The 13,760-nt window shown below is 65.8% G+C and carries 14 protein-coding genes; 11 read left to right on the plus strand and 3 right to left on the minus strand.

The genetic code is table 11. The features are described 5' to 3' along the window. The first annotated feature begins 64 nt into the window (after positions 1 to 64). The 4 genes from EV147_RS04065 to EV147_RS04080 all read left to right on the plus strand — a co-directional run bounded on the left by EV147_RS04065 (position 65) and on the right by EV147_RS04080 (position 3,981). Positions 65 to 1,033: a Bug family tripartite tricarboxylate transporter substrate binding protein gene (locus EV147_RS04065; RefSeq protein ID WP_130389815.1), complete on the plus strand. Its 969-nt coding sequence runs from the start codon at positions 65 to 67 to the stop codon at positions 1,031 to 1,033. Positions 1,034 to 1,194: 161 nt separating this feature from the next. After that, a complete protein-coding gene (locus EV147_RS04070) occupies positions 1,195 to 2,241 on the plus strand; it encodes an ABC transporter substrate-binding protein (RefSeq protein ID WP_130389816.1) in 1,047 nt (348 codons plus the stop codon). Between the two features lie 100 nt (positions 2,242 to 2,341). Beyond that, the gene (locus tag EV147_RS04075) at positions 2,342 to 3,154 is read left to right on the plus strand and encodes an ABC transporter ATP-binding protein (protein WP_130389817.1); all 813 of its coding nucleotides are present in this window, start codon (positions 2,342 to 2,344) and stop codon (positions 3,152 to 3,154) included. Between the two features lie 35 nt (positions 3,155 to 3,189). Then, positions 3,190 to 3,981 carry an ABC transporter permease gene (locus tag EV147_RS04080; protein WP_130389818.1) on the plus strand — a complete coding sequence of 264 codons (792 nt, stop codon included), beginning with the start codon at positions 3,190 to 3,192 and terminating at the stop codon, positions 3,979 to 3,981. Positions 3,982 to 4,050: 69 nt separating this feature from the next. Here EV147_RS04080 and EV147_RS04085 read toward each other — a convergent pair whose 3' ends face one another. Continuing rightward, positions 4,051 to 5,025, minus strand: coding sequence for an NADPH:quinone oxidoreductase family protein (locus tag EV147_RS04085; protein WP_130389819.1), 975 nt, complete (start codon positions 5,023 to 5,025; stop codon positions 4,051 to 4,053). Between the two features lie 182 nt (positions 5,026 to 5,207). Here EV147_RS04085 and surE point away from each other — a divergent pair, with 182 nt between their 5' ends. The 5 genes from surE to EV147_RS04110 are packed head-to-tail and all read left to right on the plus strand — an operon-like array spanning position 5,208 to position 9,832. After that, a complete protein-coding gene (gene surE / locus EV147_RS04090) occupies positions 5,208 to 5,960 on the plus strand; it encodes a 5'/3'-nucleotidase SurE (RefSeq protein ID WP_130389820.1) in 753 nt (250 codons plus the stop codon). Between the two features lie 55 nt (positions 5,961 to 6,015). Continuing rightward, on the plus strand, positions 6,016 to 6,915 hold the full coding sequence (locus tag EV147_RS04095; RefSeq protein ID WP_130389821.1) for a protein-L-isoaspartate(D-aspartate) O-methyltransferase: 900 nt from the start codon (positions 6,016 to 6,018) through the stop codon (positions 6,913 to 6,915). Between the two features lie 8 nt (positions 6,916 to 6,923). Continuing rightward, the gene (locus tag EV147_RS04100) at positions 6,924 to 7,829 is read left to right on the plus strand and encodes a peptidoglycan DD-metalloendopeptidase family protein (RefSeq protein WP_130389822.1); all 906 of its coding nucleotides are present in this window, start codon (positions 6,924 to 6,926) and stop codon (positions 7,827 to 7,829) included. Positions 7,830 to 7,835: 6 nt separating this feature from the next. Then, complete coding sequence (gene rpoS, locus EV147_RS04105) at positions 7,836 to 8,996, plus strand: RNA polymerase sigma factor RpoS (RefSeq protein WP_130389823.1); 1,161 nt, start codon at positions 7,836 to 7,838, stop codon at positions 8,994 to 8,996. Then, positions 8,993 to 9,832: a 3'-5' exonuclease gene (locus EV147_RS04110; RefSeq protein ID WP_130389824.1), complete on the plus strand. Its 840-nt coding sequence runs from the start codon at positions 8,993 to 8,995 to the stop codon at positions 9,830 to 9,832. The genes rpoS and EV147_RS04110 overlap by 4 nt, the downstream gene beginning before the upstream one ends. A gap of 19 nt (positions 9,833 to 9,851) precedes the next feature. Here the strand turns inward: EV147_RS04110 and EV147_RS04115 are convergent, their stop codons facing one another. Further along, positions 9,852 to 10,706 (minus strand): endonuclease/exonuclease/phosphatase family protein, encoded by an 855-nt coding sequence (locus EV147_RS04115; RefSeq protein WP_130389825.1) that lies wholly within the window; start codon positions 10,704 to 10,706, stop codon positions 9,852 to 9,854. A 100-nt stretch (positions 10,707 to 10,806) separates the two neighbouring features. Between EV147_RS04115 and rlmD the strand changes: the two genes are divergently transcribed. Continuing rightward, positions 10,807 to 12,192 (plus strand): 23S rRNA (uracil(1939)-C(5))-methyltransferase RlmD, encoded by a 1,386-nt coding sequence (gene rlmD / locus EV147_RS04120; RefSeq protein WP_268907405.1) that lies wholly within the window; start codon positions 10,807 to 10,809, stop codon positions 12,190 to 12,192. A gap of 67 nt (positions 12,193 to 12,259) precedes the next feature. Here the strand turns inward: rlmD and EV147_RS04125 are convergent, their stop codons facing one another. Continuing rightward, positions 12,260 to 12,964 (minus strand): Bax inhibitor-1/YccA family protein, encoded by a 705-nt coding sequence (locus tag EV147_RS04125; protein WP_130389827.1) that lies wholly within the window; start codon positions 12,962 to 12,964, stop codon positions 12,260 to 12,262. Positions 12,965 to 13,302: 338 nt separating this feature from the next. Here EV147_RS04125 and ndk point away from each other — a divergent pair, with 338 nt between their 5' ends. Continuing rightward, entirely contained in the window at positions 13,303 to 13,728 is a 426-nt protein-coding gene (gene ndk / locus EV147_RS04130; RefSeq protein WP_130389828.1) for a nucleoside-diphosphate kinase, read from the plus strand. The last annotated feature ends 32 nt before the right edge of the window (positions 13,729 to 13,760 follow it).

The following is a 13,760-nucleotide window of genomic DNA, read 5'->3' on the forward strand; positions in this document are numbered from 1 at the left end:
CGGGAGCGGGGAGAGCACCCTCGGAATATTTTTGAGTCCCCCACTATAAAAACGGAGACAAACCATGCAACGTACCCTCATCGCCGCGCTCGCAGTCGGCCTGACCTGCACCACCACCGCTTACGCCCAGGATGGCGCCTATCCCAACCGCCCGGTCATGCTCGTGGTCTCGGCCTCCGCCGGCGGCACCACCGACCTGGCCGCGCGCCTGATCTCCGAGCCGCTGTCGAAGGCGCTCGGGCAGTCGGTGGTGGTCGACAACAAGCCGGGCGGCAACGGCAGCATCGCCGCGCAGGCCGTGCAGCGCGCCAAGCCTGATGGCTACACGCTGATGGTGCAGTACTCGGGCTTCCACGTGATCACGCCGCTGCTGACCAAGATGCCGTGGGATCCGGTCAAGGATTTCGCGCCGGTGGCCAACCTGCTGTCGGCACCGCAGGTGCTGGTGGTACGCCCGAGCCTGCCGGTCAAGTCGCTCAAGGAACTGGTGACGTACGCCCGCGCCAATCCGAACAAGCTCAACTACGCGTCGTCGGGCAATGGCTCGCTGCAGCACGTGTCCACCGAGCTGCTGAACCAGATGGCCGGTATCCAGATCACCCACGTGCCGTACAAGGGTACCGGTCCGGCGCTGACGGACCTGCTGGGCGGCAACGTCGACATGACGATGACCACGCCGCCGCCGCTGATGGGCCATATCGTGGCCGGCAAGCTGCGCCCGCTCGTGGTGACGAGCAAGACCCGCCTGGCCAGCCTCAAGGACGTGCCGTCGGCGCCCGAGGCCGGCTATCCCGACCTCGACGTGTCGTCCTGGTTCGCCATGTACGCGCCGGTGGGCACGCCCAAGCCCGTGATCGACCGCCTGACCACCGAGATCGAGAAGATCATGAAGTCCGACGCGTTCCGCAAGAAGGCCGAGGAACTGGGCGCCGAGGCGCACTACATGAACCCGCAGCAGCTTGACCAGTACCAGAAGGCCGAGTTGCAGCGCTGGGCCAAGGTCATCAAGTCGGCGGACATCAAGGCCGAGTAACGCTGCGGCAACGTCCAATGTCCGGACATTAGGTGTTGATCCCGATGTGGGATGGCGCCGGGCAGGGGTAGCATCGCCGGGAGCCGCTTTGCGGCGTCCCGGCTTTCGTGCGTCCGCACGTCGGCGCATCGGCACAAGACACAGACAGGCAGGAGACAACGATGTACGACAAGAAATTCTGGAAGCAACTGCTGATCGCGCTGGCGCTGTTCCTGGCCGGCTGGTTCACGTTCGGCAGCAACGCGTTTGCCCAGGGCAAGCCCGAGAAGGCCAAGGTGACCATCGCCGTGGGCGGCAAGAACCTGTTCTACTACCTGCCGCTGACGATTGCCGAGCGCCTGGGTTACTTCAAGGACGAAGGGCTGGACGTGGAGATCGTCGACTTCGCCGGCGGCGCCAAGGCGCTGCAGGCCGTGGTGGGCGGCAGCGCCGACGTGGTGTCGGGCGCCTACGAGCACACGATCAACCTGCAGGCCAAGGGCCAGCAGTACCAGGAGTTCGTGCTGCAGGGCCGCGCGCCGCAGATCGTGCTGGTGGTGTCGAACAAGACGATGCCGAACTACAACGGCATTGCCGACCTCAAGGGCAAGAAGATCGGCGTGACCGCGCCGGGCTCGTCCACCAACATGATGGCCAATTTCGTGCTGGCCAAGGCCGGACTCAAGCCGTCGGACGTGTCGTTCATTGGCGTGGGCGCCAGCGCCGGCGCGGTGGCCGCGATGCGCTCGGGCCAGATCGACGCCATGGCCAACCTGGACCCGGTGATCTCGATGCTGACGCAGAAGAACGAGGTCAGGATTGCCTCGGATACGCGCACGCTCAAGGAAACCCAGACCGTGTTCGGCGGCAACATGCCCTCGGGCTGCCTGTACGCGTCGACCAAATTCATCGAGCAGAACCCCAACACCACGCAGGCGCTGACCAACGCCATGGTGCGGGCGCTGAAGTGGCTGCAGAAGGCCGGCCCGTCGGACATCGTCAAGACCGTGCCGGAAAGCTACCTGCTGGGCGACCGCGCGCTGTATCTGTCGGCCTGGGAGAAGGTCAAGGAGGCGATCTCGCCGGACGGCACGATGCCCGCCGATGGCCCGAAGACCGCGCTGACCACGCTGCAGCAGTTCGACCCGGAACTGAAGGGCAAGACGATCAAGCTCGAAAACACCTTCACGAACTCGTTCGTGCAGAAGGCCAACGCCAAGTACAAGTAAGCCGCCGCACGGGCATCCGGGGCCGCCCCGGATGCTTCCGCCGCCTGCATGCTCCCGCCCGCCCGGCGGGTGCATCGTATTTCGTCCAGTTATCGCCCCGATGAGCACCCCCGCACTTTCCCTTGAAAACGTGACCTGTACCTTCGTCTCGCGCGAAGACCGGGCGCAGCGCTACACCGCCGTGCGCGATGTCACGATGTCCATCCAGCCCGGCGAGTTCGTCTCGGTCGTCGGCCCCACCGGCTGCGGCAAGTCCACGCTGCTGAATGTCTCGGCCGGCCTGCTCGAACCGTCGTCCGGCGAGGTGCGCGTGTTCGGCGAGCCGCTGCGCGGCATCAACACGCGCGCCGGGTACATGTTCCAGACCGAGGCGCTGATGCCGTGGCGCAGCGCGCTCGACAACGTGATTGCCGGCCTCGAATTCCGCGGCCTGCCGCGCGCCGACGCCGTGGCGCAGGGCGAGGAATGGCTGCGCCGCGTGGGCCTGGGTGGCTTTGGCGACCGCTACCCGCACCAGCTCTCGGGCGGCATGCGCAAGCGGGTGGCGCTGGCGCAGACGCTGATCATGGACCCCGACATCATCCTGATGGACGAACCGTTCTCGGCGCTCGACATCCAGACCCGCCAACTGATGGAGAACGAAGTGCTCGACCTCTGGGCCGCCAGGCGCAAGGCCGTGCTGTTCATCACGCACGACCTTGACGAGGCCATTGCCATGAGCGATCGGGTGATCGTGCTCTCGGCCGGGCCGGCTACCCATCCGATTGGCGAATTTGCGATCGACCTGGCGCGTCCGCGCGACGTGGCCGAAGTCCGCACCGATCCGCGCTTCGTGGCGCTGCACGCCGCCATCTGGGACGTGCTGCGCGAAGAAGTGCTCAAGGGCTATGCGCAGCAGCGCAAGGTGGCCTGAGCCTTCACGACAACTACAAAATTAAAGAAACGGCTATGGCTTTTCGTCCCGATTCTCGCGGCATGCTGCGCGTCTGGCAGTTGCTGCTCCTTGTCGTCATTCTTCTGATCTGGCATTTCGCCACGCGCAACGAGCAGGTGGCGTTCTTCTTCGGCGAGCCGCTGAAGGTGGCGCAGCGCATCTGGAGCTGGTTCTTCGTCGAGCGCGATATCTATATCCACCTTGGCGTGACGCTGCTGGAAACGGTGCTGGCGTTTGGCATCGGTACCGTGGCCGGGCTTGGCGTGGGCCTGTGGCTGGCGTTGAGCCCGTTCACGTCGGCGGTGCTCGATCCCTACGTGAAGGCCGCCAACTCGATGCCGCGCGTGATCCTGGCGCCGATCTTCGCGGTCTGGTTCGGACTCGGCATCTGGTCGAAGGTGGCGCTGGCCGTGACGCTGGTGTTCTTCATCGTCTTCTTCAACGTCTACCAGGGCGTCAAGGAAGTCAGCCCCGTGGTGCTGGCCAACGCGCGCATGCTCGGCGCAAACCGGCAGCAATTACTACGTCACGTCTACCTGCCGAGCGCCACGAGCTGGGTGTTCTCGTCGCTGCATACCTCGGTGGGGCTGGCGTTCGTGGGGGCGGTGGTCGGGGAATACCTGGGCTCGGCGCGCGGCGTGGGCTACCTGATCCTGCAGGCCGAAGGCACGTTCGACATCAACACGGTGTTCGCCGGCATCGTCGTGCTGACGGCCTGCGCGCTGATGCTCGACTGGGCAGTGACGGTGATGGAGAAACGGCTGATGAAATGGCAGCCGAAGAGCGGGGAAACGGAGAAGCTCTGAGTTGCCTATGTTTTTCCCCTCTCCCGCCATGCGGGAGAGGGGAGCAGAACCGGGGGAAGAAACGAATCTTTACGGATTGATGACAATCTTCCCGGTCACCTTCCGCGCCTCCATGTCCTTCAGCGCCTGCGGCGCCTGCTCCAGCGGGTAGCGTGCCGAGATGTGCGGGCGGATCTTGCCTTCCTTCATCCAGCCGAGCATCTGCGCCATGTTGGCCTGGTTGGCCTTCGGCTCGCGGCGGGCGAAGTCGCCCCAGAACACGCCCACCAGCGAGGCACCCTTGAGCAGGGCCAGGTTCAGCGGGATCTTCGGAATTTCGCCATTGGCGAAGCCCACCACGAGGTAGCGCCCGCGCCAGGCGATGGAGCGGAACGCCGGCTCGGCGTAGACGCCGCCTACCGGGTCGTAGATCACGTCGGGGCCCTTGCCGTCGGTCAGCGCCTTGATGCGCTCGCGCAGGTCCTCGGTGGTGTAGTTGATCACCGCGTCGGCGCCGTGCTCCTTGCAGACCGCGAGCTTTTCATCGGTCGAGGCCGCCGCGATCACGCGTGCGCCAATCGCCTTGCCGATCTCGATAGCCGCCAGGCCCACGCCGCCGGCGGCGCCCAGCACCAGCATGGTCTCGCCGGCCTTGAGTTCGCCGCGGTCCACCACGGCGTGGTGCGAGGTGCCGTAGGTCAGCGTGAAGGCGGCGGCCACGTCGAAATCGATGCCGGGCGGCATGGGCACCACGGCCTTGGCCGGCGCCCGGGCCTGCGTGGCGAACGCGCCGTTGCCGAGATAGGCAATGACCTTGTCGCCCGGTTTCACATGCGTGACGCCGGCACCCACGGCGTTGACCACGCCGGCCAGCTCCGAGCCCGGCGAGAACGGCAGTTCGGGCTTGGCCTGGTACTTGTTCTGGATGATCAGCACATCGGGAAAGTTCACGCCGGCCGACTTCACGTCGATGACGACTTCGCCGTCGCCCGGTACCAGGTCGGGCAGGGTTTCGAGCGACAGGGAGTCGGGCGGGCCCCAGGCTTTGCACAGGACGGCTTTCATATTGTCTCCGGTTGTAATGTGGTCACGGCCGGGCAAGTGTAGCGCAAGAAAAGCACGGTCGTTCTGTGCAGGAAAAACGCGCATGATCCCCATTCGGGACGCGCATGGCCGGCGTCCGGGCCGCCTCGTCACGGGGCGCCGCAGTGCCGCCAGCGGCGCCCCGGTCAGGTACAATCGCGGCCATGCATATCCTTCTCGCCAACGACGACGGTTACCTCGCGCCTGGGCTCGCGGCCCTGCACGCCGCGCTTGCCCCGCTGGCCCGCGTGACCGTGATCGCGCCCGAGCAGAACCATAGCGGGGCGTCCAATTCCCTGACGTTGCAGCGTCCGCTGTCGGTCTACGAGGCGCGCGAAGGGGTGCAGAAGGGTTTCCGCTTCCTGAACGGCACGCCTACCGATTGCGTGCACGTGGCGCTGACCGGCCTGCTGGACGAGCGTCCGGACCTCGTGGTCTCGGGCATCAACCAGGGCCAGAACATGGGCGAGGACGTGCTGTACTCGGGCACCGTGGCCGCCGCCATCGAGGGCTACCTGTTCGGCATCCCGTCGATCGCGTTCTCGCAGGTCCACCACGGCTGGGAGCATCTCGACGCCGCCGCCCGCGTGGCACGCGGGATCGTCGAGCGCGTGATCGCCCAACCGCCGCGCGAACCGTTCCTGCTCAACGTCAATATCCCGAACCTGCCCTACGAGCATATCCAGGGGCAGCATGCCACGCGGCTTGGCAAGCGGCACCCGTCGCAGCCGGTCATCGCGCAGACCAACCCGCGCGGCGATCCGATCTACTGGATCGGCCCGGCCGGCGACGCCCGCGATGCCAGCGAAGGCACCGATTTCCATGCCACGGCCAATGGCTTTGTCTCGCTGACCCCGCTGCAGCTGGACCTGACCCATCGCGGCCAGCTCGACCAGATCGAACAGTGGCTGAGGTGAGCGTGCCGTCGTCCTCCACGCTGTTTCCGTTCGCGTTTCCGTTCCCGTCCCGGACATGAGCACCACGCCGCGCCGCCCCCGCTTTCCGCTGTCGCTCGATGCGGTAGTCGAACGCAAGCCCGCTCCCGCGCGTACCGCCGGGTTGCCGGCGGTGGGCAAGCGCGTGGCCGCACCGGCGCCGGCAACCGTCAAGCCGCGCAAGCCTGCGGCACCGCCCGCGCCACCGCCGCCGGGCAGTGCGGTCGAGGCGCGCGCGTCGGCGGCCGTGGCGGGCGGCGGGGGCATGGCTTCCGACCGCGCGCGCGGCGTGCTGGCCGCGCGGCTGCGGGCTGGCGGCATCCGCGACGAGCGCGTGCTGGGCGCCATCGGCACCGTGCCGCGCCATCTGTTCATGGAGCCGGGGCTGGCCTCGCAGGCCTATGAGGACGCCGCGCTGCCGATCGGCCACCAGCAGACCATTTCCAAGCCCTCGGTCGTGGCGCGCATGATCGAGCTGTTGCGCGAGGGCCTGACGCCGGACCAGCCGCTGGAGCGCGTGCTGGAAATCGGCACCGGCTGCGGCTACCAGGCCGCCGTACTGAGCCTGGTGGCGCAGGAGGTGTTCTCCATCGAACGGATCCGTCCGCTGCACGAACAGGCCAAGGCCAACCTGCGGCCGCTGCGCGTGCCCAATATCCGCCTGCATTACGGAGACGGCATGCTGGGCCTGCCCCAGGCCGCCCCGTTCTCGTCGATCATCCTCGCCGCGGCCGGCATGGAAGTCCCGCAGGCCCTGCTGGAACAACTGGCCATCGGCGGCCGCCTGATCGCGCCGGTGGTGGCGTCGGGCCATGGCGCGCCGGGCCAGACCGTGACACAGCAACTGCTGCTGATCGAGCGCCTCAATCGGCATCGCTTTCACCGTACCGCGCTTGAAGCCGTTTTCTTTGTGCCTTTAAAATCGGGCACCATCTGAGTCGAAATATGCACAACAACGTGAATCCGGATTCTTTCGCAAGCGTCGGAAAACGCCTGAGCGTCATCGCCTGCGCGGCCATGCTGGCCGCCTGCGCCAATTCCCCCATGCCCGCGCCCGTGGTGGACCGCACCACTGGCGGCAGCGGCACGCAGATCACGGCGGCCACCGAGCCGGCACCGGCCGGGTACTATCGGGTCAAGCGCGGCGATACCCTTTACCGTATCGCGCTCGAGAACGGCCAGTCGTACCGCGACGTGGCCACCTGGAACAACCTGGGCAACGCCAACCAGATCGAGGTGGGCCAGCTGCTGCGCGTGGTGCCGCCGAGCGCCGACGTGAACGCGGCGCCGGGCGTGGCCACGATTCCCGTGGCGCCGGGCACGGTGCAGTCGCAGCCGATCGACGCCTCGCGCCCGGTGGGCACGCCGATGAGCGCCGCCTCGTCGGCCCCCGCCGCAGCGGCTCCGGCAGCCGCCGCAGCGGCTCCGGCAGCCGCCGCAGCGCCCGCGCCGGCGGCGCCGGCGACGGCCGCATCGGCCCCCGCCGGAGACATCCGCCTGGCGTGGCCGGCTACCGGACAACTGATCGGTAAATTTGACGACAAGGCCAACAAGGGCATCGATATCGCAGGTAAAAAAGGCGATCCGGTGCTGGCTGCGGACGAGGGTAGGGTGATTCACGTAGGCCCCTTGCGCGGCTACGGGAATCTTGTCATCATCAAGCACAACGACACGTATCTCACCGCCTACGGTCACAACGACAAGGTGCTGGTGGCAGAGCAGTCAACGGTCCGCAAGGGCCAGAAGATTGCCGAAATGGGTAACAGTGATACTGACAGGGTCAAGCTGCATTTCGAGGTTCGCAAGAACGGAAAACCGATCGATCCGATGCGGTATCTGCCGCCACAGTGAGGTTTCATGCCACGCCAGAAAACTGTCTCATCCGGAGTTGTCAGCAGGACCCGTCGTCCCACGCAGCCGGAAAGCAAAGCTGGCGTGGCCGGGCAGGCTGACGATGAGACCGGCAGCAAGGTGAAGAAGGCCGCGCCGGCCTCGGACATGGTGCCGGTCACCGACGAGCCGATCCGCCCCGTGGCCCGCACGCGCAACGCCGAGGCGAACGCCGACGACGCCGACCACGATGACGGCGACGAAGAGGAAAACGACGAGGACGAGGAGGAGGGCGCTGCCGAGGCGGCCACGCCCGAGCCCGACGACTTCCGCACCGTCCTCCATACGGAACTGGCTGCCGACACCGTCCAGCACTACCTGAACCGCATCAGCATCAAGCCGCTGCTCTCGGCGCCCGAGGAACTGCATTTCTCGACGCTCGCCAAGGGCGGCGATTTCTCCGCCCGGCAGGTCATGATCGAGCGCAACCTGCGCCTCGTGGTCAGCATCGCCAAGGGCTATCTGAACCGTGGCGTGCCGCTGCTCGACCTGATCGAGGAAGGCAACCTCGGCCTGATGCATGCGATCGAGAAATTCGATCCCACGCGCGGCTTCCGCTTCTCGACCTATGCCACCTGGTGGATCCGCCAGAGCATCGAGCGCGCGATCATGAACCAGGCGCGCACCGTGCGCTTGCCGGTGCACGTGATCCGCGAACTGAACCAGGTACTGCGCGCCAAGCGCCATCTTGAGAAAGGTGGCACCGATGGCCGCGACGCCAGCCTCGAGGACATCGCGCACCTGCTCGGCAAGACGCCGGACGAGGTGCAGGATGTGCTGGCACTCAACGAACACACCACCTCGCTCGATACGCCGTTCGACCTCGATCCGGGCTCGAGCCTCCTTGATTTCCTCTCCGACGAACACAACGCCGCTCCCGACCAGGAGGTGGCGCACCGTGAACTGGAGGGCCTGATGAAACTGTGGCTGGCCCGCCTGTCGGAGAAACATCGCTATGTGGTGGAGCGCCGCTTCGGCCTGAACCACATCGAACCGGCCACCCTTGAGGAACTGGCCGAGGAAATGGGCCTGACGCGCGAACGCGTGCGCCAGATCCAGCAGGAAGCGCTCGTCAAGCTCAAACGGCATTTCGCTTCGCAGGGTGTACGCAAGGACGCCGTTTTATGACCCCTGTGCTGGTATTCGACATCGAGACGATTCCCGATGTCGACGGCCTGCGCCGTTTGCACGACCATCCCGCATCGATGAGCGACGCCGAAGTCGCCGAGCATGCGTTTGCTGCCCGCCGGGAGAAGACCGGCTCCGACTTCCTGCCGCATTACCTGCAACGCGTGGCCGCCATTTCGTGCGTGCTGCGCCGGACCCAGCGCGATGGCTCGGCGGTGTTCCACGTCGGCTCCCTGGGCACGCCCGAGGATGGCGAAGCCACGCTGATCCAGAAGTTCTACGAACTGATCGCCCGCTACAGCCCGCAACTGGTGTCGTGGAACGGCGGCGGTTTCGACTTGCCCGTGCTGCACTACCGGGGCCTGGTCCACGGCGTGGCAGCCCCGCGCTACTGGGAAATGGGCGAGGGCCGCGACGACGACAGCCGCGACTTCAAGTGGAACAACTACATCAGCCGCTACCACATGCGGCACCTGGACCTGATGGACCTGCTGGCGATGTATCAGCCTCGCGCCAGCGCGCCGCTCGACGACCTCGCCAAGCTTTGCGGCTTTCCCGGCAAGATGGGGATGGACGGCAGCATGGTGTGGCAGGCGTTCCAGGCCGGCCAGTTGAACGAGATCCGCGATTACTGCGAGACCGACGTCGTCAACACCTACCTGATGTATTGCCGCTTCCAGCTGATGCGCGGCGGCCTGACGCCGCGCGAGTTCGACATGGAGGTGGCGCTGGTGCAGGAATCGCTGGCCGAGTTGCCCGGCGCGCAGTGGATGGAGTATCTGCGCGCGTTCCGGGTGCAGCCGCTGAGCCCCGAACCCGAAGAAGAAGACTTCTGAAGGTTGGCGGGGCGGGCGGCTAGTCCGCCAGCGTCAGGTGGATGGGCTGGTGGTCCGATGCATCGGTCTGGCCGTTGACTTCGCAACGCTGCACGCCGTCGAGCAGATTCTCGGTCACGAAGACGAAATCGCACGCGAACGGCGGCTCCTTCCACTGTTCGCGGTCGTAGAGGCCACAGGTCGGGGAATGTCGCTCTCCCGGATGCCGGTGGCACCAGGCATCGCGCCAGTTCGCCGTGGTGTCCGGATAGGGCGCGACCATGCGCAGATAGGCCGCATCGTCGGGTTTGCTGTTGAAATCGCCGCACAGCACGGCCTCGGCGGGGCGCGGCTCGGGGGTGAACGGGCCGAACGCCTTTTCCGACTTGCCCGGCCGCCGCGCGTGGGCGCACGCCTCGGCATGCCATTGCCGCAGCGCCTCGGCCTGGGCTTCGCGCTGGACCTTCGAGTAGTACTCCAGATGCGTGCAGATCACACGGAGCGGTTTACCACCGGCCTGCACGGTCACTTCGAGTGCCACACGGGGCATCGATAGCACGTCCGGGTCGGCCGGCCAGGGCAGCGCGCGGCGGAACACCTCGTTGACGGGTAGCCGGGTGGCAATCACGTTGCCGAACTGGCGCGGCGTGCCATCGCCATGGGTGCGGTCGACGCCCGGCGCGAAGATCAACCGGTAGCCCGGCAACAGGGCGGTCAGTTCGGCAACCTGGTCGCGTGCAGGCTGTCCCGGCATCTCTTCGAAGCCGCGCGTGACTTCCTGCAGGCAGAGCACATCGGCGTCAGCCATCTCGCGCAGCGTGCGCACGGTGCGCGCGAGGTCGACCCGGCCGTCCGCGCCGCGTCCCCACTGGATATTCCACGAAATCAGTTCCATCGATTCCCTCTGTCGTGACAGCGCCGTGACTGGACTACAATCGCGCTTTCGCAAAACAATACGACAGGTCCCTCTGGTGTCTCAAGCCGTGTCTCAAGCCGTGTCTTCCCCGCCCAATCCGGGTGCCGCTTCCGCCGCGCCGTCCGCCTCCGATCCCGTTGTCACCATCGGCAGCCTCGACATGGAGGCGCGCGGCGTTGGCCGCCTGGTCAACGAGGACGGCACGCCCGGCAAGGTGATCTTCGTCGAGGGCGCGCTGCCCGGCGAGACCGTGAGCTATCGCAGCCATCGCCGCAAGCCCAGCTACGAGCAGGCCAGCCTGGTCGAAATCAAGCAGCCATCGGTGATGCGCGTCGAGCCCGGCTGCCAGCACTTTGGCGTCTGCGGCGGCTGCTCGATGCAGCACCTCGACTCCCGTGCGCAGCTTGCCATCAAGCAGCGCATCCTCGAAGACGACCTCTGGCACCTCTCGAAGGTCAAGCCGGACGTCGTATTTCGTCCAATTGCCGGCCCGGACTGGGGCTACCGCTACCGGGCGCGCCTGACCGTCCGCCATGTGGCCAAGAAGGGCGGCGTGCTGGTGGGGTTCCACGAGCGCAAGAGCAGCTATGTGGCGGACATGACGCGCTGCGAGATTCTGCCGCCGAAGATCTCGAACCTGCTCGTGCCGCTGCGCGAACTGGTGGGCGGCCTGTCGATCCGCGACCGCATGCCGCAGATCGAGCTGGCGGTGGGCGCCGAGGTCACGGCGCTGGTGCTGCGCATCCTCGAACCGCTGACCGATGCCGACAAGGACTTGCTGCGCACCTTCGCCGACGCGCACGAGGTGCAGTTCTGGCTGCAGCCGAAGGGCCCGGACACCGTGTATCCGTTCCATCCGGCCGAGCAGGAGCTGGCTTATACGCTGCCAGAGTTCGGCATCCGCATGCCGTTCAAGCCGACCGACTTCACGCAGGTCAACCACCAGATCAACCGCGTGCTGATTGGCCGCGCGCTGCGCTTGCTCGATGCCCAGCCGACCGACCGCCTGCTCGATCTGTTCTGCGGCATCGGCAACTTCACGCTGCCGCTGGCCACGCAGGGCGCGTCGGTGATGGGCATCGAGGGTAGCGAGGCGCTGACCACGCGCGCGCTGGCCAATGCCGGATACAACGGGCTCGCTGAAAAGACCTCGTTCGCGTGCCGCAATCTGTTCGAGGTCACCGCCGAGGATATCGCGGCGCTGGGCCGCTTCGACCGCTGGCTCGTCGATCCGCCGCGCGAGGGTGCGCTGGCTGTCTGCAAGGCGCTGGGTGAGTTGCACCAGGCCGGCAGCGATGTGCTGCCGAAGCGTATCGTCTACGTATCGTGCAGCCCGGCCACGCTGGCGCGCGACGCGGGCCTGCTGGTGCACGAGGCCGGCTACGTGCTCAAGGGCGCGGGTGTGGTCAACATGTTCCCGCATACCTCGCACGTGGAGTCGATCGCGGTGTTCGAGCGCGCCTGACGCCGGCGCCCGCCCATGAGAAAAGCCGCCCGAAGGCGGCTTTTCTCATGGGCGGGCAGCTCGCTGCCTAGTCGCGATTGCCGCCAGCGATGCCGAGCAGCGCCAGCAGGTTCACGAAGACGTTGTAGACGTCCAGGTAGATCGCCAGCGTGGCCGTGACATAGTTCGTCTCGCCGCCGTTCACCACGCGCTGCACGTCGATCAGGATGAACAGCGAGAAGATGGCGATGGCGATGACCGACAGCGTGATCATCAGCGCCGGCAGCTGCAGCCAGATATTGGCCAGGCTTGCCAGGATCAGCAGGATCACGCCGACGAACAGGAACTTGGCCAGACCCGAGAAATCGCGCTTGCTGACCGTGGCGATCGACGCCATGACCGCGAAGACCGTAGCCGTTCCGCCAAACGCGTACATGATCAGCGCCGGCCCATTCGAGTAGGACAGCGTCAGGCTCAGGATGCGCGCGAGCATCAGGCCCATGAAGAACGTGAACGCCAGCAGGAGCACCACGCCCATGCTGCTGTTCTTGGTCTTCTCGATGGCGAACATGAAGCCGAACGCCACGCCCAGGAAGAGCAGGGCGGACAGCATCGGGCTGCCGGTGATCAGCGCCGTGAACCCGGTGACCACGCCGATCCAGGCGCCGAGCACGGTCGGCACCATCGAGATGGCCAGCAGCCAGTAGGTATTACGCAGGACCCGGTTGCGCACGGCCACATCGGTGGCGCCCGCATTATTGCCGAATCCGTAAGTGTTCAGCTTGTTGTTCATGGTGACTCCTGTCATCAAGTATCGTGAGGCGCCGGAGCTACCCGACCGCACGCTGCCAATGTGGCATCGCCCTGTGGGTTTTGCAAGGGGCTTTGTATGGACAAATACCCATGTATCTAGTTGTTCTCCGAAATCGCAAACATTTTGACGTAAATCGCAGGCGCCTGTTCCCGCATTTCACGAATGTAATGTGATCCCGACGCCTTTTTATGTTACGCCGCCTGCGTTCAGGCAGGTGCCTTCGGGGCCATTGCCGGGCGTGCTCGAATCCGACTTCCGTCCGTGCTAGAATTGCACGTTTAATCCATTTGTAACCCCTTCATTTTTCGGAGTTTTTCATGGCGATCGAACGCACCCTGTCGATTATCAAGCCGGATGCCGTGGCCAAGAACGTTATCGGCCAGATCTACGCCCGTTTCGAGGCCGCTGGCCTGAAGATCGTTGCGGCCAAGCTGGTTCAGCTGTCGCGCGGCGAAGCCGAGCAGTTCTATGCCGTGCACGCTGCACGCCCGTTCTTCAAGGACCTGGTTGACTTCATGGTCTCGGGCCCGGTCATGATCCAGGCGCTGGAAGGTGAAAACGCCATCGCGAAGAACCGCGAACTGATGGGCGCCACCGACCCGAAGAAGGCAGAAAAGGGCACGATCCGCGCCGATTTCGCCGACAGCATCGACGCCAACGCCGTGCATGGCTCGGACGCCGCCGAAACGGCTGCCGTGGAAGTGGCTTTCTTCTTCCCGGGCATGAACGTTTACAGCCGCTGATTGTCTTCTGACATCACGACTGAACCTGTAGC

Origin of the sequence: Cupriavidus agavae (assembly GCF_004217045.1) — a bacterium.
GTDB classification, from domain to species: Bacteria; Pseudomonadota; Gammaproteobacteria; order Burkholderiales; family Burkholderiaceae; genus Cupriavidus; species Cupriavidus agavae.

Coding starts and splice junctions, on each gene's coding strand:
- EV147_RS04065 (WP_130389815.1), top strand. CDS start 65: ATGCAACGTACCCTCATCGCCGCGCTCGCAGTCGGCCTGACCTGCACC.
- EV147_RS04070 (WP_130389816.1), top strand. CDS start 1,195: ATGTACGACAAGAAATTCTGGAAGCAACTGCTGATCGCGCTGGCGCTG.
- EV147_RS04075 (WP_130389817.1), top strand. CDS start 2,342: ATGAGCACCCCCGCACTTTCCCTTGAAAACGTGACCTGTACCTTCGTC.
- EV147_RS04080 (WP_130389818.1), top strand. CDS start 3,190: ATGGCTTTTCGTCCCGATTCTCGCGGCATGCTGCGCGTCTGGCAGTTG.
- EV147_RS04085 (WP_130389819.1), bottom strand. CDS start 5,025: ATGAAAGCCGTCCTGTGCAAAGCCTGGGGCCCGCCCGACTCCCTGTCG.
- surE (WP_130389820.1), top strand. CDS start 5,208: ATGCATATCCTTCTCGCCAACGACGACGGTTACCTCGCGCCTGGGCTC.
- EV147_RS04095 (WP_130389821.1), top strand. CDS start 6,016: ATGAGCACCACGCCGCGCCGCCCCCGCTTTCCGCTGTCGCTCGATGCG.
- EV147_RS04100 (WP_130389822.1), top strand. CDS start 6,924: ATGCACAACAACGTGAATCCGGATTCTTTCGCAAGCGTCGGAAAACGC.
- rpoS (WP_130389823.1), top strand. CDS start 7,836: ATGCCACGCCAGAAAACTGTCTCATCCGGAGTTGTCAGCAGGACCCGT.
- EV147_RS04110 (WP_130389824.1), top strand. CDS start 8,993: ATGACCCCTGTGCTGGTATTCGACATCGAGACGATTCCCGATGTCGAC.
- EV147_RS04115 (WP_130389825.1), bottom strand. CDS start 10,706: ATGGAACTGATTTCGTGGAATATCCAGTGGGGACGCGGCGCGGACGGC.
- EV147_RS04125 (WP_130389827.1), bottom strand. CDS start 12,964: ATGAACAACAAGCTGAACACTTACGGATTCGGCAATAATGCGGGCGCC.
- ndk (WP_130389828.1), top strand. CDS start 13,303: ATGGCGATCGAACGCACCCTGTCGATTATCAAGCCGGATGCCGTGGCC.